This window comes from Burkholderia sp. LA-2-3-30-S1-D2 (genome assembly GCF_001523915.2).
Lineage (GTDB): Bacteria > Pseudomonadota > Gammaproteobacteria > Burkholderiales > Burkholderiaceae > Burkholderia > Burkholderia diffusa.
Genome location: NZ_CP013384.1, coordinates 1441840 through 1461727 on the forward strand (window position 1 = coordinate 1441840; position 19888 = coordinate 1461727).

General features: G+C 67.2%; 19 protein-coding genes and 3 pseudogenes. 13 read left to right on the top strand and 9 right to left on the bottom strand.

Annotation, left to right across the window (positions count from 1 at the left end; genetic code table 11):
* The first annotated feature begins 1 nt into the window (after nucleotide 1).
* Genes lpxB through WS66_RS19425 form a run of 3 tightly spaced genes read left to right on the top strand, consistent with a single transcriptional unit; the run spans nucleotide 2 to nucleotide 2591 of the window.
* Nucleotides 2-1171 (top strand): lipid-A-disaccharide synthase, encoded by a 1170-nt coding sequence (gene lpxB, locus WS66_RS19415; RefSeq protein WP_059599931.1) that lies wholly within the window; start codon nucleotides 2-4, stop codon nucleotides 1169-1171.
* Nucleotides 1168-1812, top strand: a complete 645-nt coding sequence (gene rnhB, locus WS66_RS19420) for a ribonuclease HII (protein WP_059599932.1) — start codon at nucleotides 1168-1170, stop codon at nucleotides 1810-1812. The genes lpxB and rnhB overlap by 4 nt, the downstream gene beginning before the upstream one ends.
* The gene (locus tag WS66_RS19425) at nucleotides 1809-2591 is read left to right on the top strand and encodes a TrmH family RNA methyltransferase (protein WP_059599933.1); all 783 of its coding nucleotides are present in this window, start codon (nucleotides 1809-1811) and stop codon (nucleotides 2589-2591) included. Before rnhB ends, WS66_RS19425 begins: the two co-directional genes overlap by 4 nt.
* Before the next feature lie 95 nt (nucleotides 2592-2686).
* Here WS66_RS19425 and ppsR read toward each other — a convergent pair whose 3' ends face one another.
* On the bottom strand, nucleotides 2687-3502 hold the full coding sequence (ppsR, locus tag WS66_RS19430) for a posphoenolpyruvate synthetase regulatory kinase/phosphorylase PpsR (RefSeq protein ID WP_059450011.1): 816 nt from the start codon (nucleotides 3500-3502) through the stop codon (nucleotides 2687-2689).
* Nucleotides 3503-3878: 376 nt separating this feature from the next.
* Here ppsR and ppsA point away from each other — a divergent pair, with 376 nt between their 5' ends.
* From ppsA to WS66_RS19450, 3 genes are all read left to right on the top strand, one after another.
* Nucleotides 3879-6278 (top strand): phosphoenolpyruvate synthase, encoded by a 2400-nt coding sequence (ppsA, locus tag WS66_RS19440; RefSeq protein ID WP_059599934.1) that lies wholly within the window; start codon nucleotides 3879-3881, stop codon nucleotides 6276-6278.
* 206 nt (nucleotides 6279-6484) lie between these two features.
* A complete protein-coding gene (locus WS66_RS19445) occupies nucleotides 6485-6919 on the top strand; it encodes an NfeD family protein (RefSeq protein WP_059599935.1) in 435 nt (144 codons plus the stop codon).
* A 33-nt stretch (nucleotides 6920-6952) separates the two neighbouring features.
* Entirely contained in the window at nucleotides 6953-7888 is a 936-nt protein-coding gene (locus WS66_RS19450) for an SPFH domain-containing protein (protein ID WP_059599936.1), read from the top strand.
* A gap of 223 nt (nucleotides 7889-8111) precedes the next feature.
* Here the strand turns inward: WS66_RS19450 and smpB are convergent, their stop codons facing one another.
* Nucleotides 8112-8558: an SsrA-binding protein SmpB gene (gene smpB / locus WS66_RS19455; RefSeq protein ID WP_059464267.1), complete on the bottom strand. Its 447-nt coding sequence runs from the start codon at nucleotides 8556-8558 to the stop codon at nucleotides 8112-8114.
* Nucleotides 8559-8655: 97 nt separating this feature from the next.
* Here smpB and WS66_RS19465 point away from each other — a divergent pair, with 97 nt between their 5' ends.
* A complete protein-coding gene (locus tag WS66_RS19465; RefSeq protein WP_059529356.1) occupies nucleotides 8656-9093 on the top strand; it encodes a type II toxin-antitoxin system RatA family toxin in 438 nt (145 codons plus the stop codon).
* 4 nt (nucleotides 9094-9097) lie between these two features.
* Entirely contained in the window at nucleotides 9098-9421 is a 324-nt protein-coding gene (locus tag WS66_RS19470; RefSeq protein ID WP_059599937.1) for an RnfH family protein, read from the top strand.
* Nucleotides 9422-9485: 64 nt separating this feature from the next.
* Here WS66_RS19470 and WS66_RS19475 read toward each other — a convergent pair whose 3' ends face one another.
* The 3 genes from WS66_RS19475 to WS66_RS19485 form a co-directional block, all read right to left on the bottom strand.
* Nucleotides 9486-10469, bottom strand: coding sequence for a DMT family transporter (locus WS66_RS19475; RefSeq protein WP_059599938.1), 984 nt, complete (start codon nucleotides 10467-10469; stop codon nucleotides 9486-9488).
* Between the two features lie 181 nt (nucleotides 10470-10650).
* Nucleotides 10651-11334, bottom strand: a complete 684-nt coding sequence (locus WS66_RS19480) for a Vgb family protein (RefSeq protein WP_059599939.1) — start codon at nucleotides 11332-11334, stop codon at nucleotides 10651-10653.
* Nucleotides 11335-11364: 30 nt separating this feature from the next.
* Nucleotides 11365-12585: a hypothetical protein gene (locus WS66_RS19485; protein ID WP_059599940.1), complete on the bottom strand. Its 1221-nt coding sequence runs from the start codon at nucleotides 12583-12585 to the stop codon at nucleotides 11365-11367.
* A gap of 113 nt (nucleotides 12586-12698) precedes the next feature.
* Between WS66_RS19485 and WS66_RS19490 the strand changes: the two genes are divergently transcribed.
* The 5 genes from WS66_RS19490 to guaA all read left to right on the top strand — a co-directional run bounded on the left by WS66_RS19490 (nucleotide 12699) and on the right by guaA (nucleotide 18391).
* Entirely contained in the window at nucleotides 12699-13463 is a 765-nt protein-coding gene (locus tag WS66_RS19490; protein ID WP_059599941.1) for a DUF899 domain-containing protein, read from the top strand.
* Nucleotides 13464-13493: 30 nt separating this feature from the next.
* Nucleotides 13494-14321, top strand: a complete 828-nt coding sequence (locus WS66_RS19495; protein ID WP_059599942.1) for a DUF2182 domain-containing protein — start codon at nucleotides 13494-13496, stop codon at nucleotides 14319-14321.
* A 276-nt stretch (nucleotides 14322-14597) separates the two neighbouring features.
* On the top strand, nucleotides 14598-16058 hold the full coding sequence (guaB, locus tag WS66_RS19500) for an IMP dehydrogenase (protein WP_011885118.1): 1461 nt from the start codon (nucleotides 14598-14600) through the stop codon (nucleotides 16056-16058).
* A gap of 6 nt (nucleotides 16059-16064) precedes the next feature.
* Nucleotides 16065-16664 (top strand): hypothetical protein, encoded by a 600-nt coding sequence (locus tag WS66_RS19505; RefSeq protein ID WP_059599943.1) that lies wholly within the window; start codon nucleotides 16065-16067, stop codon nucleotides 16662-16664.
* A gap of 107 nt (nucleotides 16665-16771) precedes the next feature.
* A complete protein-coding gene (gene guaA / locus WS66_RS19510; RefSeq protein WP_059599944.1) occupies nucleotides 16772-18391 on the top strand; it encodes a glutamine-hydrolyzing GMP synthase in 1620 nt (539 codons plus the stop codon).
* 141 nt (nucleotides 18392-18532) lie between these two features.
* Here guaA and WS66_RS19515 read toward each other — a convergent pair.
* The 4 genes and pseudogenes from WS66_RS19515 to WS66_RS19530 all read right to left on the bottom strand — a co-directional run.
* Nucleotides 18533-18655, bottom strand: a pseudogene (locus WS66_RS19515) (acetyltransferase); the annotation flags it as partial.
* A gap of 58 nt (nucleotides 18656-18713) precedes the next feature.
* A pseudogene (locus tag WS66_RS19520) lies at nucleotides 18714-19421 on the bottom strand (HEAT repeat domain-containing protein); the annotation flags it as partial.
* A 35-nt stretch (nucleotides 19422-19456) separates the two neighbouring features.
* Nucleotides 19457-19615 (bottom strand): annotated as a pseudogene (locus tag WS66_RS19525) (ABC transporter ATP-binding protein); the annotation flags it as partial.
* Between the two features lie 10 nt (nucleotides 19616-19625).
* Entirely contained in the window at nucleotides 19626-19871 is a 246-nt protein-coding gene (locus WS66_RS19530) for a 4Fe-4S dicluster domain-containing protein (protein WP_059599945.1), read from the bottom strand.
* Nucleotides 19872-19888 lie beyond the last annotated feature (17 nt).

Consider the following 19888-nt stretch of genomic DNA (forward strand, 5'->3'; position numbering starts at 1 on the left):
GATGTCGCTCCCGACCAATCAGCTCCGGCTCGCGATGGTGGCCGGCGAGCCGTCGGGCGATTTGCTCGCGGCGTCGCTGCTCGGCGGGCTTCAAGAGCGGCTGCCCGCGTCGACCCACTACTACGGGATCGGCGGGCAGCGGATGCTCGCGCACGGCTTCGACTCGCATTGGCAGATGGACAAGCTGACGGTGCGCGGCTACGTCGAGGCGCTGGGCCAGATTCCCGAAATCCTGCGGATTCGCGGCGAACTGAAGCGCCAGCTGCTCGCGGAGCGGCCCGACGCATTCATCGGCGTCGACGCACCCGATTTCAACTTCAACGTGGAGCAGGCCGCGCGCGACGCGGGCATCCCGTCGATCCACTTCGTGTGCCCGTCGATCTGGGCGTGGCGCGGCGGGCGGATCAAGAAGATCGCGAAGTCCGTCGACCACATGCTGTGCCTGTTCCCGTTCGAGCCGGCGATCCTCGACAAGGCGGGCGTCGCATCGACGTATGTCGGCCACCCGCTGGCCGACGAGATTCCGCTCGAACCCGACGCGCACGGCGCGCGCATCGCGCTGGGCCTGCCCGTGGACGGCCCCGTGATCGCGGTGCTGCCGGGCAGCCGGCGCTCGGAGATCGGGCTGATCGGCCCGACGTTCTTCGCGGCGATGGCGCTGATGCAGCAGCGCGAGCCCGGTGTGCGGTTCGTGATGCCGGCTGCGACGCCCGCGCTGCGCGAACTGCTGCAGCCGCTCGTCGACGCGCATCCGCAGCTGGCGCTGACGATCACCGACGGCCGCTCGCAGGTCGCGATGACCGCCGCCGACGCGATCCTCGTGAAGAGTGGCACCGTCACGCTGGAAGCCGCGTTGCTCAAGAAGCCGATGGTGATCTCGTACAAGGTGCCCTGGCTGACCGGACAGATCATGCGCCGGCAGGGCTATCTGCCGTACGTCGGCTTGCCGAACATCCTGGCGGGGCGCTTCGTCGTGCCCGAGCTGCTGCAGCATTTCGCGACGCCCGAGGCGCTCGCCGATGCGACGCTCACGCAGCTGCGCGACGACGCGAATCGTCGAACGCTGACCGAAGTGTTTACCGAAATGCATCTCTCACTGCGGCAGAACACGGCCGCGAAGGCGGCCGAAGCGGTCGTGCGCGTGCTCGAACAACGCAAGGGGCGCGCATGACGGCAGCTCGTGCACCACGCCGCCGCGCGTCGAGCGACGTGCAGGGCGGCTTCGACTTCAGCCGGCCCGACGAGATCGTTTGTGGCGTCGACGAAGCGGGCCGCGGCCCGCTCGCGGGGCCGGTGGTGGCCGCTGCGGTGATCCTCGATCCGGCCCAGCCGATCGACGGGCTCGACGATTCGAAGGCGCTGTCCGCGAAGAAGCGCGATGCGCTGTACGACCTGATCGTCGCGCGTTCGCGCGCGTATTGCGTCGCGTCGGCAAGCGTCGACGAAATCGATACGCTGAACATCCTGCACGCGACGATGCTCGCGATGAAGCGTGCCGTCGAGGGGCTGTCGGTCCTGCCGACGCTCGCGCAGATCGACGGCAACCGCTGCCCGACGCTGACGGTGCGTGCCGAGGCGATCGTCAGCGGCGATGCGCTCGTACCGAGCATCTCGGCCGCGTCGATCCTCGCGAAGGTCACGCGCGACCGCATGCTCGTCGACCTGCACGAACGCTTCCCGGTGTACGGTTTCAACGTGCATGCGGGCTACGGCACCGCGAAACACCTTGCCGCGCTGCGCGAGCACGGCCCGTGCGAAGCGCACCGGCGCTCGTTCGCGCCCGTGCGCGCGGCACTCGATCTGATTCGATGAAAAGCATTACTTCCCGCGACAACCCGCTGTACAAGCGCCTGAAGGCGCTCGCGGGTTCGACGCCCCATCAGCGCCGCAGCGGCCAGGCGCTGCTCGAGGGTTTCCACCTCGCCAGCGCGTATCTCGATACGGGCGCGACACCCGAGCTGTGCGTCGCGACCGAAGGCGCGCTCGCGCACGAGGAAGCGCAGGCGATCATCGCGCGCGTCGACGCGCAGCGGGTCGTCACGCTGCCCGACGCCTTGTTCGGGCAACTGTCGAACGTGGTCAGCGGTGTCGGTTTCCTGTTGCTCGTCGACCGGCCCGCGCAGCCGCTGCCGGAGCGCGTCACGCACACGTCGGTCGTGCTCGACGGCGTGCAGGACGCCGGCAACGTCGGCTCGATCCTGCGCAGCGCGGCGGCCGCCGGCGTGCGGCACGTATTCTGTGCGCCGGGCACCGCCTATGCGTGGTCGTCGAAGGTGTTGCGTTCCGGCATGGGCGCGCATTTCCTGCTGTCGATCCATGAAGACGTTGATTCTGCCGTGCTCGCCGAACGCCTCGACGTGCCGGTCGCGCTGACCGATTCGCACGGCGCGCAGGCAGTCTACGACTGCGACCTGGCCGGCCCCGTTGCATGGGTGTTCGGCAACGAGGGTGCCGGCGTATCGGCATTCTGGCGCGACGCGGCCACGCATCGCGTGACGATTCCGCAGCCGGGCGGGATGGAGTCGCTGAATGTTGCCGCAGCAGCAGCGGTGTGCCTGTTCGAGCAGGTGCGGCAGCAGCGGCCTGCGTGATGCCGCATGCGGGCATTTCGCACCAAAAAAAGGCCGCGTTCGACGCGGCCTTTTTGTTTCCGGCGGCGGCCAGTTGGCCGCAAGCGCGCAGGCGCTCAGTACGACTGCCGGTCGAGGCGGATTTCCTGCAGGATCGTCGTCGCGATCTCCTCGATCGACTTGTGCGTCGACGACAGCCACTTGATCCCTTCGCGGCGCATCATCGCTTCGGCCTCGTTGATCTCGTAGCGGCAGTTCTCGGGTGCCGCGTACTTGCTGCCCGGCCGGCGCTCGTTGCGAATCTCCGACAGGCGCTGCGGGTCGATCGACAGCCCGAACAGCTTGTCGCGATGCGGCGACAGCGCCGACGGCAGCTTGCCGCGCTCGAAGTCTTCCGGAATCAGCGGATAGTTGGCTGCCTTCACGCCGTACTGCATCGCGAGATACAGGCTCGTCGGCGTCTTGCCGCTGCGCGACACGCCGACCAGGATCACGTCGGCCTCCGACAGGTTGCGGTTCGACTGGCCGTCGTCGTGCGCGAGCGAGAAGTTGATCGCCTCGATCCGCGTCTTGTATTCCTCGGTATCGGCGTTCTGGTGGCCGCGGCCCATCGCGTGGCTCGACTTCAGCTCCAGTTCCTGCTCGAGAGGCTCGACGAAGCGCTGGAACATGTCCAGCACGAGCGCGTTCGAGCGCTTGACGATGTCATTCGACTCGCTGTCGACGAGCGTCGTGAACACGATCGCACGGCGGCCGTCGTGCACTGCGGCTTCGTTGATCTTCTCGACGGTCGCGAAGGCCTTGTCGAGCGAGTCGACGAACGGCAAGCGCACGAGGCGGAATTTCTGGTCGAACTGGGAGAGGATCGAGTGCGCGAAGGTTTCGGCAGTGATCCCGGTGCCGTCGGAGACGATGAAAACGGTAGGCAGCATGAATCTGGGCGTCGAACGTGAAGGGCGGTTGCGCGGGCAGCTGGAGGTTCGCCTCCAGACGCAGTGAGAAGGTCGCGCCACATCCGGCAGCCGGCACGGTAGAATAGCGGCAACCTGTTGGATAAGCAATTGCGGGGGCAGGGTGCGAACGGCACCTCGGGCTTGCCGTGATCGATCTGAAACTCCCGGCAAGTTCGGCGATTTGTCTGAATGTATCGCCTTTCTGCCGGGATTTTTGCAAATCGGGTCGGAAGATTTTCCGCTGCTGCGATTGTTTCTCCAACAGGTTGCGCAAGACGCGCCGCGCCTTTTTGCAAGCGCCCGCGTCCGAGCCCACTTGCGCAATCGAGCATTTTTTTCACACTTAGGGGCTTGTATGACTAACGCAGCAAACGTCGCAAAGGACCAGGCGTATGTAATCCCGTTCGAGCAGTTGCGGATGACCGATGTGGAGATCGTGGGCGGCAAGAATGCGTCGCTCGGCGAGATGATCAGCCAGCTTTCCGAAGCAGGCGTTCGCGTACCCACCGGTTTCGCCACGACCGCGCTCGCATTCCGCGATTTCCTCAAGCACAACGATCTGACCGATCGCATCGCGAAGCGTCTCGAGTCGCTCGACATCGACGATGTGAAGGCGCTCGCCGAAGCCGGTGCCGAAATCCGCAAGTGGATCGTCGATGCACCGATGCAGGCACGTCTCGAGCAGGAAATCCGTGAGCAGTTCGAAATCCTGACGAAGAGCTCGCCGGGCGAGCTGTCGTTCGCCGTGCGTTCGTCCGCCACCGCGGAAGACCTGCCCGACGCATCGTTCGCCGGCCAGCAGGAGTCGTACCTGAACGTCGTCGGCATCGACGACGTGCTCGACCGCATGAAGCACGTGTTCGCGTCGCTGTACAACGACCGCGCGATCTCGTATCGCGTGCACAAGGGCTTCACGCACGCGGAAGTCGCACTGTCGGCCGGCGTGCAGCGCATGGTCCGCTCGGACGTCGGCGCGGCCGGCGTGATGTTCACGATCGACACCGAATCGGGCTTCAAGGACGCCGTGTTCATCACGTCGAGCTACGGCCTGGGCGAAACCGTCGTGCAGGGTGCCGTGAACCCGGACGAGTTCTACGTATTCAAGACGACGCTCGCACAGGACAAGTACCCGATCATCCGCCGCTCGATCGGCTCGAAGCTGATCAAGATGGAATTCACGCAGCCGGGCGAGCCGGGCCGCGTGAAGACGGTCGACGTGCCGCACGAGCAGCGCAACCGCTACTCGATCACCGACGAAGACGTGATCGAGCTGGCGAAGTACGCGGTCATCATCGAAAAGCACTACCAGCGTCCGATGGACATCGAGTGGGGCAAGGACGGCCGCGACGGCAAGATCTTCATCCTGCAGGCGCGTCCGGAAACGGTGAAGAGCCAGGCGACCGGCAAGGCCGAGCAGCGCTTCAAGCTGAAGGGTCAGTCGCAGGTGCTGGCGACGGGCCGCGCGATCGGCCAGAAGATTGGCGCAGGCCCCGTGCGCGTGATCCAGGATCCGTCGGAAATGGAACGCGTGCAGCCGGGCGACGTGCTGGTGGCGGACATGACCGACCCGAACTGGGAGCCGGTGATGAAGCGTGCAGCGGCGATCGTCACGAACCGTGGCGGCCGGACCTGCCACGCGGCGATCATCGCGCGTGAACTCGGCGTGCCGGCAGTCGTCGGCTGCGGCGACGCAACCGACATCCTGAAGGACGGCGCGCTCGTCACCGTGTCGTGCGCGGAAGGCGACGAAGGCAAGATCTACGACGGCCTGCTCGAGACGGAAGTCACGGAAGTGCAGCGCGGCGAACTGCCGGAAATCCCGGTCAAGATCATGATGAACGTCGGCAACCCGCAGCTCGCGTTCGACTTCTCGCAGTTGCCGAACGCCGGCGTGGGCCTCGCGCGTCTCGAGTTCATCATCAACAACAACATCGGTGTGCACCCGAAGGCGATCCTCGAGTACCCGAACATCGACCAGGATCTGAAGAAGGCCGTCGAGAGCGTCGCGCGCGGTCACGCGTCGCCGCGCCAGTTCTACGTCGACAAGCTGACGGAAGGCGTCGCGACGATCGCCGCGGCGTTCTATCCGAAGCCCGTGATCGTGCGTCTGTCCGACTTCAAGTCGAACGAGTACAAGAAGCTGATCGGCGGTTCGCGTTACGAGCCGGATGAGGAAAACCCGATGCTGGGCTTCCGCGGCGCGTCGCGCTACATCGCCGAAGACTTCGCGCAGGCGTTCGAGATGGAGTGCCGTGCACTGAAGCGCGTGCGCGACGAGATGGGCCTGACCAACGTCGAGATCATGGTGCCGTTCGTGCGGACCGTGAAGCAGGCGGCGCGCGTCGTCGGCCTGCTCGAGAAGTTCGGCCTGAAGCGCGGCGAGAACGGCCTGCGCCTCGTGATGATGTGTGAAGTCCCGACCAACGCGATCCTCGCCGAAGAGTTCCTCGAGCACTTCGACGGTTTCTCGATCGGTTCGAACGACCTCACGCAGCTCACGCTCGGCCTCGACCGCGACTCGGGCATGGAATTGCTGGCCGTCGACTTCGACGAACGCGACCCGGCCGTCAAGTTCCTGCTCAAGCGGGCGATCGATACCTGCCGCAAGATGGGCAAGTACGTCGGCATCTGCGGCCAGGGCCCGTCCGATCACCCGGACTTCGCGCAATGGCTGACCGACGAAGGCATCGTGTCGATCTCGCTGAACCCGGACACGATCATCGATACGTGGCAGGCGCTCGCCAACCGGAAGTAACGGTCAATGCCCGTTCGGCGCAAGCGCGGGTCCGCCGCGCTTGTGTTGAAGGCAAAATGCAAGGTTCGTGTTATAAACACCCCGGTAAGCACCGGGGTGTTTTTGTTTGTCGGTACATAACGGAGCGACCTGGGTGTGCCGCTTGCGTCCGCTTGCGGCGGCGAAGAATATAGTGAACGTACGGGGCCGTTTTTCTGGAGACCACAATGATGTCGGGGCATCTGTTCTGGTGGGGCGCGGTGGGCGTGCTGGTCGTGGCCGAGTTGCTCTCGGGCACGTTCTACCTGCTGATGATTGCGCTCGGCTTTCTCGCGGGCGGATTGCTGCAACTGGCCGGTTTCGCGCCGCACGTGCAGTTCGGCGTGGCCGGCGCGGTCGCGATCATCGCGATGATCGTGCTGCGCCGCTCGGGGCTCGGGCGCAAGCAGAAGCGCGACACGTCGACGAATCCCGACGTCAATCTCGATATCGGCTCGACCGTCACGGTCGACGCGTGGCATGACGGCCGCGCGCGCGTTCAATATCGCGGCGCCGACTGGGACGTCGAACTCGCGCACGGCGAACGCGACGATGTGCACGTGTATCAGGTGCGCGCCGTGCGCGGCAACTGTCTCGTGGTCGTAGCGAAACCCGCGGGCTGATCGTCCGCTGATACAACAAGGAGGGAATATTTCATGGATTCGCTGATCATCTGGGTCGTCCTGCTCGTCATCGCCATCGTGATCGTGTCGAAGACGGTGAAGATCGTGCCGCAGCAGCATGCGTGGGTGCTCGAACGCTTCGGGCGCTATCACGCGACGCTGTCGCCCGGTCTCAATATCGTGCTGCCGTTTGTCGACCGGATCGCCTACCGGCACGTGCTGAAGGAGATTCCGCTCGACGTGCCGAGCCAGGTTTGCATCACGCGCGACAACACGCAACTGCAGGTCGACGGCGTGCTGTACTTCCAGGTGACCGATCCGATGAAGGCCTCTTACGGATCGAGCAACTTCGTGCTCGCGATCACGCAACTCGCGCAGACGACGCTACGGTCGGTGGTCGGCAAGCTCGAACTCGACAAGACCTTCGAGGAACGCGACTTCATCAACCACAACATCGTGTCGGCGCTCGATCAGGCTGCCGCGAACTGGGGCGTGAAAGTACTGCGTTACGAAATCAAGGACCTGACGCCGCCGAAGGAGATCCTCCACGCGATGCAGGCGCAGATCACCGCCGAGCGGGAAAAGCGCGCGCTGATCGCCGCATCCGAAGGCCGCAAGCAGGAGCAGATCAACCTCGCTTCGGGCGCACGCGAGGCGGCGATCCAGAAGTCCGAAGGCGAGCGGCAGGCCGCGATCAACCAGGCGCAGGGCGAGGCGGCCGCGATTCTCGCGGTGGCCGAGGCGAACGCGCAGGCCATCCAGAAGATCGCGAACGCGATCCAGTCGCAGGGCGGGATGGACGCCGTGAACCTGAAGGTTGCCGAGCAGTACGTCGGCGCATTCTCGAACCTCGCGAAACAGGGCAACACGCTGATCGTGCCGGCGAACCTGTCGGATCTCGGCACCGCGATCGCGTCGGCGCTGACGATTGTCAAGAACGCGGCGCCGGCCGCGGGCGGAAAGGCCTGAGCGCAGGCGCGGCTCGATGAGCCGTCCGGCGGCTGCGTGCGGCCGACGTGCGGCGAATCGTCGCGCTATGGAATCGCGATCCTGCTCGCATGACGATGGGCGCGCAGGGTTTCATCAGGGACCGTGAGCGGCTGCTCGATCGGCGCACACACGCATCACGGCTCACAAAAGCACACGGCCCGCTTCGAGCGGGCCGTGTCGTTTGCGATGGGGACGTCGCGCGTCAGGCACCGGCGCGCATGATGCGCGCCTTTTCGCGCTCCCAGTCGCGTTTCTTCTCGGTTTCGCGCTTGTCGTGCAGTTTCTTGCCTTTCGCGAGCGCGATGTCGCATTTCACGCGACCGCCCTTGTAGTGGAAGTTCAGCGGCACGAGCGTATAGCCGCGCTGCTCGACCTTGCCGATCAGTTTCTTGATTTCGTCACGGTGCAGCAGCAGCTTGCGCGTGCGGACCGGATCGGGCTTGATGTGCGTCGAGGCTTCGGGCAGCGGGCTGATGTGGGTGCCGATCAGGAAGATCTCGGCGTTCTTGACCACGACGTAGCCTTCCTTGATCTGGCCGCGCCCGGCGCGCAGCGCCTTGACTTCCCAGCCCTCAAGCACGAGCCCCGCCTCGTAGCGTTCCTCGATGTGATAATCGAAGTGCGCTTTCCTGTTGTCGATGATGCTCATGAAAGGATCGGGCCAACTCGTTTAAAATCACGATTTTAGCAAAGCGGGGCGGTAATCGCCCGGCTTGCGTTCTTACTTGAGCGATGCCGCGCGATTTATGGCAGATGTCCAGAAAACCGTATTGATCCGTCACTCGGCGGAACAGATGTTCGACCTCGTCACCGACGTGGCCGATTACCCCAATTTCCTGCCCTGGTGCGGCGGCGTCGAGATTCGCCGTCAGGACGACAGCGGGATGGAAGCGCGCATCGACATCAACTTCAAGGGCATCAAGCAGCATTTCGCGACGCGCAACACGCAGCAGCGCCCGACACGCATCGACATGGAGTTCGCGGACGGCCCGTTCCGGAAGTTCACGGGTTCGTGGCGCTTCATCCCGCTGCGCTCCGACGCATGCAAGATCGAATTTGCGCTGCACTACGAGTTCTCGAGCATCCTGCTCGAGAAGATCATCGGGCCGGTGTTCAGCCATATCGCGAACACGTTCGTCGATTCGTTCGTCAAGCGCGCCGACCAGCGCTACGGGAAGGGGTGACGCGATGCTGTCGATCGAAGTCTGTTACGCGCTGCCGGATCGCCAGACGCTGATTGCGGTGTCGCTGCCCGAAGGCGCGACCGTGCGCGCGGCGATCGACGCGAGCGGCGTGCTCGCGCTGCACCCGGAAATCAACCTCGCGCAGGCAAAAACCGGCGTGTTCGGCAAACTCGCGCCGCTCGACGCGCCGCTCGCCGATCATGACCGTGTCGAGATCTACCGTCCGTTGATCGTCGATCCGAAGCTCGCGCGCCAGCGGCGCGTCGACAAGACCCGCCGCGAGGGCTCCATCGAGGGCCGCAAGTGGATGCACAAGGACGCGCGCTGACGCGTCGCGCCAGCATCGCTCCATCTCATTCCGTCCCGATTCGTCAGACCAGGCCCGCACGCGCTCAGTGGGCCGTGATGTTCGCGTTCGCTGGCGCACGGCCGGGCGTGTCGCCGCTCGCGTGCGTGTCGCCGTGCCGGCGCACCGACCCGTAGACGCCCGCCAGCAGCAGCGCGAGCGCCGCGATCTCGAGCACGCGCGGCATCCGGTGGTCGTAGACGAATGCGTAGAGCATCGCGAATACGGTTTCGAACACGATCAGCTGGCCGGACAGCGTGAGCGGCAGCCGCTTCGATGCCGCATTCCACAATCCATTGCCGAGCCACGACGCGCCGATCGCGAGCACGAGGTTCAGCAGCCAGAACAGTTGCCAGCGCGATGCCGGGACTGCCGCCTGGACCGTGCCGGCCGGCAGCGCGAGGATCGCGAGCCAGCAGAGGCCGCCGATCAGGCCCGTCACGACACCCCACAGCACCGACCACTCGTTGCCGCCGAAATGATGGTGGCGCTGCAGGTAGCGCGTGTTCGCGACCGCGTACCAGGTCCAGCTCGCGAGCGCGCCGGTTGCGCATGCGATGCCGGCGAGCTTCTGGCCGAGCGTCGTCGCATGCGCGGCTTCCGATGTGAAGAGGTCGACGTTGATGCAGACGATGCCGGCGATCACCAGCGCGAGCGGGGCGACGAGGCGCCGCAGCGGCATTGCGCCGTGGTCGCCGAGGCCGGCGAGCGTGACGGTCACCGGCAGCACGCCGACGATCAGCGAGCTGGGCGCGATGCCGATCAGGTGCACGGCGCCGGACAGCAGCATGTAGTACGCGACGTTGCCGATCAGCGCGAGCTTCGCGAGCGCGACGAGATCCTCGCGGGTCAGCCGCACGAGCAGCGACCGGGCGGCTGGCAGTGCCGCCGCCAGCGACACGAGGCCGTACATCGCGTAGCGGCCCGCGCTGAGCAGCAGCGGCGAGAAGTCGGTCATCAGCCGCGGCACGAGAAAGACCATCCCCCACAACGCGCCCGCGAGGACGCCATACACCACACCGCGCTGCATCGACTGCTCCGAACGAATGACTGACGAGCGAGCATCTTAATGATGGCGGCGCGACAGCGTCTTGTTCATTCCTGCACTCGGGAGCGGGCGCGGTTCAGGATCGGCTCGGAGAACCATCGCGATCCGTTCCGGTGCTGACCGGGGATCGCGGCGGGCCGGGTGGCCCGTCGATGATCGGCGATCAGCGCTCGACCGGCTCGGATGCCGCCGCACTGTCGCCCTCTGCGCGTGCCCGCGCAGGGCGGCGCACGGCGCGCAGCTTGCCGCTGTTGCCGCCGCCGCAGTAGAAGAGGTCGCGGCCGTCGGATTCCAGCCCCGACACGCCGACACCGGGCGGCATGTCGACCTGTTCGAGCACCTGCCCGGTGCGCGGATCGATCCGCCGCAGCGCGCTCTCGTCCCCTTCCCAGGTGCCGTGCCACAGCTCGCTGTCGACCCACGTCACGCCGGTGACGAAGCGGTTCGATTCGATCGTGCGCAGCACGGCGCCGGATTGCGGATCCACCTGATGAATCTTGCGTTCGCGATACTGGCCGACCCACAGCGTGCCTTCGGCCCACGCGAGCCCCGAATCCGCGCCGCCGCCGGGCGCCGGGATCGTCGCGAGCACGCGGCCCGAATCGGGATCGATCTTCTCGATGCGGTCCTCGACGATCTGGAACAGATAACGCCCGTCGAACGCGGTGCCTGCGTGCGCGGTGACGGCGAGTGCGCGCACGGTCGTGCCGCGTTCCGGGTCGAGCGCGTTCAGCTTGTCGCCGGACGCGAACCACACGCGCTGGCCGTCGAACGTGACGCCGTGCACGCCGTCGACGCCCGGAAACGGGCCGTATTCGCGGAAGATGTCTGCGGTGGAGCGTTTCATGTCTGTCACCTCGTCGTTGGTGTGCCCATCCTAGTCGCCCGGCAGCGGTGCGGGGAGTAACAAGGTCGTCGCGAATCCGGGCAGCGGCGGCGTCATCCAGCGGCGCGCGCGACCGCGGCCGAGCGCCTGCACCTTGTCCGCTTCGGCGAGCGCGTCGAGCGCGCGCTGCACGGTGCGCTGGCTCGTGCCGAGCGCGAGCGCCAGCGCGGAGCTCGACCACGCCTCGCCGTCCGCGAGCAGCGCGAGCACGGCCGCGTGGCGATCGTCGACCGGACGCGCGAGCACGACGGTCTCGCGTGGGCCGAGCGGCTCGAGCGCGAAACCGCGTGGCGTCGCGGTGACGTTCGCGAGCGGGCGCAGCATCGCGCGCAAGCGGCCGATCTCGACGCGCAGGCGTGCGCGATGCGATTCGTCCGCGTGTCTCGCGCGAAACGCCGCGGCCACGAGCGCGTTTCTCGATACGTCGCCGGGCCACGCTTCACCCAGCGCGCGGGCGAGCACGAACAGCACCGGGCGGCGCGCGAGCGACACGGTCGTGCGTGCGTCGCGTACCGCGTGGCGGCATGCATCGACGACCAGCGCGTTCGATTCCAGCAGCGCCTCGACCTCGTCGAGCAGCACGAGCCGCGATGCGCCGCGCGCAATGAGTCGCGCGGCCGGTGTATCGAGCATGCGTGCGGCCGTCTCGACTTCGGCCGTCAGCGCGGCGATGCCGGCGTCCTGTGCGGCCGCCCGGGCACGGGCTAGCGCCGTGCGCGCGAAGTGCGGGCGGATGCGGCGCATCGCGATGCCGGCTGCGATCAGTTCGTGGGCTGCGCGCGATGCGGCCGGTAGTGGTGCGGGATCGAGGTTCGCGAGCTGCCGTTCGGCATCGTCGATGTGCCCGATCAGCAGCAGCCGGCGCACGCCGAGATAGCGCGCATGCGCGGCGTTCGCGCGGTCGCCGTGTGCGTCGAGCGTCGCGCAGGCGGCTTCGAGGGCGCGCGACGGCCAGCCGAGGTCGCGAGACGCCAGCGCGATTTCGGCTTCCGCGACGACGCAGCGCGCCCGAGCGACGGCTTCCTTCGCGCCGAATGCGCGCGCCGCGCCGCGCACGAGCGCGCGCGCACGCTCGAAATCGCCGAGCTGCGCCATCGCGATTCCGCGCAACGCGAGCGCCGGTGCGTCGTCGCGCAGCGCGACGCGGTTCAGCGCGCCGAGCGGGTCGCCCGCCGCGAGCGCCCGCGCTGCGGCCGTGATCAGCGAATCCATCCGAATCCCGACACAGTTGTCACTCCCTCCGGTCCGATGCCCGGCCCTAATCTAGCACCACGCACACGGCAGATGCGCCGTGCCCGGATATCCATCGAAAGGAGGAACCCGCAATGACCAACCATCTCACCGGAACGCGCGCCGAATGGCTGACTGCGCGCCGCGCGCTGCTCGATGCGGAAAAGGCGTTGACGCGGCAGGGCGACGAACTCGCGCAGCGGCGCCAGGCGCTGCCGTGGGTGCGCGTCGACAAGGCCTACCGGTTCGACACCGAGGACGGCCCGGCGACGCTCGGCGACCTGTTCGGCGGCCGTTCGCAACTGCTCGTCTATCACTTCATGTTCGGCCCTGATTACAAGGCCGGCTGCCCGTCGTGCTCGGCGCTTGCCGACGGTTTCGACGGTTTTGCGGTCCACCTCGCGAACCACGACGTGACGCTCGCGGCGGTGTCGCGCGCGCCACTCGCGAAGCTGCTCGCGTATCGGCAGCGGATGGGCTGGCACTTTCCGTGGGCGTCATCGGACGGCGGCGAGTTCAATTTCGACTTCAACGTGTCGTTTACCGAAACGCAGCAACGTACCGGCGACGTCGAATACAACTATGTGCGGGCCGGTCACGCGATGGACATGGACCCGCCGCCGGCGGCCGTCGCCCAGTTCGCGGCGACCTGCGGCACCGACGTCGCCACGTACACACTCGACCGGCCGGGGATGAGCGCGTTCGTACGCGAGGATGGCGTCGTCTATCACACGTATTCGACATACGCACGCGGGCTCGACGGACTGTGGGGGATGTACCAGTGGCTCGACCGTGCGCCGCTCGGGCGCAACGAGACGGGCGTGTGGTGGCGCCGCCATGACGAGTACGCGCGCGGTTGAGTGCGGGCCGGCGAGCGGCGGGAGCGGGCGATGAACGACGCGACGAAACCGGCTGCGACCGGCGCTGCGGGCGGCGGCTGGCGGCCATTCGGCGCCGCGTTCGTCGTGGTATTCGGCGCCGCGATCTGGGCTACGCTCGCGCAGCACGCATCGATGGACGCGATGGGCGGCATGCCGATGGCGGGCGGCTGGACGCTGTCGGCCGCATGGCTCAGGCCGTGCGGATGGCGGGCAGGGCGCGCGTTCGCCGCGTTCGCAGGCATGTGGGGCGCGATGACGACGACGATGATGCTGCCGGTACTGGCGCCGGTGCTCTGGCGATACCGGCAGAGCCTCGGCTCGTTGGGCGAGGCGCGCGCGGCATGGTTGGTCGTGGTCGCGGGCGCAGGGTATTTCTCCGTGTGGATGGCGCTCGGCGCGATGGTGTTTCCTGGCGGCACCGCATTGGCGGCGGTCGCCGCGCGGCTGCCCGCGCTCGCCGCCGCGATGCCGTTCGCGGTCGGCGCGGTCGTGCTCGGCGCGGGCGTGCTGCAGTTCTCCGGCTGGAAGGCGCGCCGGCTCGCTTGTTGCCGGCGTGCACCGGACGACGCATGTGCGCGGCGGGCGGGAGCCGCGGCCGCGGTTGCCTGTCGGTACGGCGTGCGAACCGCGCTACGGTGCGGCGCCTGCTGCGGGAACCTGATGGCCGTTGCACTGGCAGCCGGCATGATGGATCTGCGCGTGATGGCCGTCGTGACCGTGGCGATCGCCGCCGAGCGGCTGGCGCCGCACGGCGAACGCGTCGCGCGGATCGTCGGCGGCGTCGCGATCGGCGCCGGTGCGGCGATGATTGCGTGCGCCGCGGCCGGGCTGGTCTAGTGGCGTTCGTGGCCGCCTGGATGTGCCGAGCGGGGCGGGCCGAGGCCCCGCCGGCAGGCTTGGCATCGTGTTGCCACGACGTGCGATCGGCCCGATTCCGGCCGGCTGCGCGAATGGGGCGATGCGGGGGTGAAACGAAAGGCGATCGAAAACGAACCGAACGGCGATCCGAACGATTCGGCCCCCGAACGCTTGAAAACGCCTAACCCGTTGTTCGTGTTGTGAAAATTCGCAGCGCTTCGCGTATAATTCGCTTTTGCGCCCATAGGATTTGCCATGCGTCTGATCCAAAAAGCACTCACTTTCGATGATGTGCTCCTCGTTCCCGCCTTCTCCGACGTTCTCCCGCGCGACACCAGCCTGAAGACCAAGCTGACCCGCAACATCTCCCTGAACATGCCGCTCGTGTCCGCCGCGATGGACACGGTCACCGAAGGTCGCCTCGCGATCGCGATGGCGCAGCAGGGTGGTGTGGGTATCGTCCACAAGAACCTGACGCCGGCCGAGCAGGCTCGCGAGGTCGCGAAGGTCAAGCGTTTCGAATCGGGCGTCGTGCGCGACCCGATCACGGTCCCGCCGCAGATGAAGGTGCGCGACGTGATCGCGCTGTCGCGTCAGCATGGCATCTCGGGCTTCCCGGTCGTGGAAGGCCCGCAGCTCGTCGGCATCGTCACGAACCGCGACCTGCGTTTCGAATCGCGCCTCGACGAACCGGTCAAGTCGATCATGACGCCGCGCGAGCGTCTCGTCACGGTCAAGGAAGGCACGCCGCTCGCCGAAGCGAAGGCGCTGATGCACAGCCACCGCCTCGAGCGCGTGCTGGTCGTCAACGACGCGTTCGAACTGCGCGGCCTGATGACCGTCAAGGACATCACGAAGCAGACCGAACACCCGGATGCGTGCAAGGACGAACACGGCAAGCTGCGCGCTGGCGCGGCGGTCGGCGTCGGCCCGGACAACGAAGAGCGCGTCGAGCTGCTGGTGCAGGCCGGCGTCGACGTGATCGTCGTCGATACCGCGCATGGCCACAGCAAGGGCGTGCTCGAGCGCGTGCGCTGGGTCAAGCAGAACTTCCCGCACGTCGAGGTGATCGGCGGCAACATCGCGACGGCCGCCGCCGCGAAGGCGCTCGTCGAATACGGCGCGGACGCGGTCAAGGTCGGCATCGGCCCGGGCTCGATCTGCACGACGCGGATCGTCGCGGGCGTCGGCGTGCCGCAGATCAGCGCGATCGCGAACGTCGCGGAAGCGCTGAAGGGCACCGGCGTGCCGTGCATCGCCGACGGCGGCGTGCGTTTCTCGGGCGACGTGTCGAAGGCCCTCGCGGCCGGCGCGAACGCGGTGATGATGGGCAGCATGTTCGCGGGCACCGAAGAGTCGCCGGGCGACGTGTTCCTGTACCAGGGCCGCCAGTACAAGTCGTATCGCGGCATGGGTTCGGTCGGCGCGATGAAGGACGGCGCGGCAGACCGCTACTTCCAGGACAACTCGGCGAACATCGACAAGCTCGTGCCGGAAGGCATCGAAGGCCGCGTCGCTTACAAGGGTTCGGTCAACGCGATCCTGTTCCAGCTGGTCGGCGGCGTGCGCGCGAGCATGGGCTACTGCGGCTGCCGCACGATCGACGAGCTGCACGAGAAGGCCGAATTCGTCCAGATCACCGCGGCGGGCATGCGCGAGTCGCACGTGCACGACGTGCAGATCACGAAGGAAGCGCCGAACTACCACGTGGACTGATCGCCGATGAAACCGCTGCTGCGAGCCGTGCTGATCGTCGATGCCGTGCTGCTGCTGGCGTTCGGCGTGCTGTTCGTGCTGACGCCCTGGCAGGCGCTGTTCAACGCGCTGCAGCTGGCGAACATCCAGCCGGCGATGCTCGGTCAGGCGTTCGGCATCGCGCTGCTCGGCCTCGCGTGGCTCGCGTTTCATGCGGCGGTGAACGGCGATCTCACGGCGCCCGTCGCACGGGCGGTCGGCCACGTGAACTGGCTGATCGGCGTGCTGGCGGTGGTGTGGTCGTTCGGCACCGGCAACGGTCCCGCGCTCGCGGCCGCCGGCCGCGTGCTGTCGGCGATGGCCGGTGTCGCGCTGATCGTGCTCGGCGTCGGCGGCGTACGCCTCGCCTCGGCCGTGCGGCGGCGCGAGAAGGCGCAGGCGCTCGAGGCCCGGGACGTGAAGCGTCCGGTCGAACCGGCGCCGGTCTCCACACCGCAGCCGCGGGTCGAGCCGGTCGTCAGCCGTCCGGCGGCGCCTTCGGCACCGGCTGCGGCTACTTCATCGGCCGCATCCGACCGCGCGTCAGGCAGCGTCGCATTCGACGCGCGTCCGCCGTCGCAGGACTGACCGGCGATGCGTCGCGCGTGCTGCCTGCCGCCCGACGCCGCTCTCCATGCATTTGACGCAGCGCTTCATGCGCTGCTTTTCTTATTCTCTTCATCCTGTCCGCAGCCATGCACGACAAAATTCTGATTCTCGACTTCGGTTCGCAAGTCACCCAATTGATCGCGCGCCGCGTGCGCGAAGCGCACGTCTACTGCGAAATCCACCCGAACGACGTGTCCGACGACTTCGTCCGCGAGTTCGCGCCGAAGGCGGTGATCCTGTCGGGCAGCCACGCCAGCACGTACGAAGACCACCAGCTGCGCGCGCCGCAGGCCGTGTGGGATCTCGGTGTGCCGGTGCTCGGCATCTGCTATGGCATGCAGACGATGGCCGTGCAGCTCGGCGGCAAGGTCGAGTGGAGCGACCATCGCGAATTCGGCTACGCGGAAATGCGTGCGCACGGCCATACGCGCCTGCTCGACGGCATCGAGGATTTCACGACGGCCGAAGGCCACGGAATGCTGAAGGTCTGGATGAGCCACGGCGACAAGGTGGCCGAATTGCCGCCGGGCTTCGCGCTGATGGCGTCGACGCCGAGCTGCCCGATCGCCGGCATGGCCGACGAGGCGCGCGGCTACTACGCGGTGCAGTTCCACCCGGAAGTCACGCATACGGTGAAGGGCCGCCAGATCATCGAACGCTTCGTGCTGCAGATCGCCGGCGCGAAGCCCGACTGGATCATGAAGAACCACATCGAGGAAGCCGTCGCGAAGATTCGCGAGCAGGTCGGTGACGAGGAAGTGATTCTCGGCCTGTCGGGCGGGGTGGATTCGAGCGTCGCGGCCGCGCTGATCCATCGCGCGATCGGCGATCAGCTCACCTGTGTGTTCGTCGACCACGGCCTGCTGCGCCTGAATGAAGGCAAGATGGTGCTCGACATGTTCGAGGGCCGCCTGCATGCGAAGGTCGTGCACGTCGACGCGTCCGAACAGTTCCTCGGCCATCTGGCCGGCGTGACCGATCCGGAAGCGAAGCGCAAGATCATCGGCCGCGAGTTCGTCGAAGTGTTCCAGGCGGAAGCGAAGAAGCTGTCGAAGGCGAAGTGGCTCGCACAGGGCACGATCTATCCGGACGTGGTCGAGTCGGGCGGCACGAAGACGAAGAAGGCGACGACGATCAAGAGCCACCACAACGTCGGCGGCCTGCCGGAAACGCTCGGCCTGAAGCTGCTCGAGCCGCTGCGCGACCTGTTCAAGGACGAAGTGCGCGAACTGGGCGTCGCGCTCGGCCTGCCGCCGGAGATGGTGTACCGTCATCCGTTCCCGGGCCCGGGCCTCGGCGTGCGGATTCTCGGCGAAGTGAAGCGCGAATACGCGGACCTGCTGCGTCGCGCGGATGCGATCTTCATCGAGGAACTGCGCGGCACGACCGCCACCGCGCAGGATGCGGCGGCGGGCCTGTGCGGCGAGGCCGACGTCGGCAAGACCTGGTACGACCTGACGAGCCAGGCGTTCGCGGTGTTCCTGCCGGTGAAGTCGGTCGGCGTGATGGGCGACGGCCGCACGTACGATTACGTGACGTCGCTGCGCGCGGTGCAGACCACCGACTTCATGACCGCGCACTGGGCGCACCTGCCGTACGCGCTGCTCGGCCGCGCGTCGAACCGGATCATCAACGAGGTGCGCGGGATCAACCGCGTGGTGTACGACATCTCGGGCAAGCCGCCGGCGACGATCGAGTGGGAATGATTCGGCGCTGGGGCGTGCCTCGGTAGCGGACCACGGCATCTGACGATGCGGACGCCCGGCAGGGATGACCTGCCGGGCGTTGTCGTTTGTGCGAACGGCGATCGTGATTGGATTGACGCTGGAGGAGCGTGTCTTCCTTGCCGTCTTGCCCGGCACGTCGCGCAGCGGCGCGAGCGCGCATGCCCGCGCCATATCGTCGCGATAGCCGTCGCGCAGCGCGGCGAACACCGGCGTGTCGCGCACGAAGTCGAGCGGATCAAGGCACCCGCGGTGCGCGGTGAATGGCTGGCCGCTGTGCCGGCACATCGCGCGATGCGATGCCCGCATCACGCAGCTTGCCGAGCGTCGTGGCCGCTTCCTCGCGTACGTGCCATTCGGCGTCGTGCAGTGCCGCAAGCAACGCGGTGACGACGGCCGTGTCGTCGGACGCCGCGAATCCGACCGCGCCGACCGCGATGCGCCGCACGTCCGCATGCGTGTCGTTCGTGGCGATGCGTGCGAGCGGCGACAACGCACGCACGTCCTTGAGCCAGCCGAGCACGGCGACGGCCTCGGCGCGTACGGCCGCCGCCGGCGCGTCGAGCGCGTGCAGCGCCGGCGTAAACGCGCTTGGGGCGCGCAGTTCGCGCAGCGCGCGCAGCGCGGCGCCGCGCACGAACGGCTCGGCGTGTTCGGCCCAGCGGCACAGCACGGCGCCGGACGCGACATCCTTCAGTTCGGACAGGCTGTGTGCCGCAGTCGCGCGCACGTCGTCGTCCGGATCGAGCAGCGCGTGGCACAGCGTGTCGACGACGACGGGCTGCTCCCAGGCGGCGAGCACACGCGCCGCTTCGCCGCGCACGACGGCGGCCGGATCGTCGCGCAATGCCGCAACGAAGACCGGCACGAGATCGGGATCCTCGAGATCGGCGAGTTCGAGCAGCGCGATGCGGCGCACGGATGCATCGGGTGCCGCAACACGTGCGACGAGCGCGGCATGGTCGGAGGCGTGCGCGCCATGCAGCGGGAAAATAGAGGATGAAGCGGTCATGGGCAAAATTAGGAGCATTAACGAAACATATGAGGCGTGACGAACGGCGCGGTCGCGCCGATCCGCGATCCGCTGTCGAGCAGCAGCGTCTGCATCATGCGGCGCGTCTGCGCGTCGAGCACGCCGAACGATTCATCCGTCAGCAGGATGCGCGGCCGGAAGACCAGCACACGTGCGGTCTCGACGCGACGGCGGCCCGTCGGGTCAGCGCAGCAGGTACGGGATGTCGATCTTGACGGCGCCGGTCGGGCAGTCGCGTTCGCACGGCATGCAGTACCAGCATTCGTCGAACTGCATGTAGGCCTTGCCTTTGGTCACGTCGATGGCGAGCAGGTCGAGCGGGCACACGTCGACGCAGACGGTGCAGCCTTTGTCGGCGATGCAGCGGTCCTCGTCGATCGTCACGGGCGCGCTGCTGCGCAGGAAGATGTCGTGCGGGGTATGGGGCACGGTAAGGCTCCTCGGAG